The 337-nt window shown below is 49.0% G+C and carries 1 tRNA gene; it reads right to left on the bottom strand.

Annotation, left to right across the window (positions count from 1 at the left end):
- Positions 1-210: 210 nt before the first annotated feature.
- Positions 211-286, bottom strand: a tRNA-Gly gene (locus HC728_RS19920).
- Between the last annotated feature and the right edge of the window lie 51 nt (positions 287-337).

Raw genomic sequence — 337 nt, forward strand, 5'->3', positions numbered from 1 at the left:
CCTTCGGGTTATGAGCCCGACGAGCTACCAAGCTGCTCCATCCCGCGTCCGGATGCATTGTTTAAGACAATGAGACTATAAACCATTTTTCTCTTCGAGAAAGAAAATGGAGCGACACACGAGGTTCCCGATCTTCAAGGCTTAGGCGTGACCTCAACCTTGGCAAGGATTGCACTCTATCAGAATGCCCTTATGTTTCACTTTACAATTTGGAGCGACACACGAGGTTCGAACTCGTGACCTCAACCTTGGCAAGGTTGCGCTCTACCAGCTGAGCTAGTGTCGCATGATTAACCGCTAATGCGTTCAATCTAAATGTGGTTGCGGGAGCAGGATT

Origin of the sequence: Aliivibrio sp. S10_S31 (assembly GCF_014694495.1) — a bacterium.
Classification (GTDB): Bacteria; Pseudomonadota; Gammaproteobacteria; order Enterobacterales; family Vibrionaceae; genus Aliivibrio; species Aliivibrio fischeri.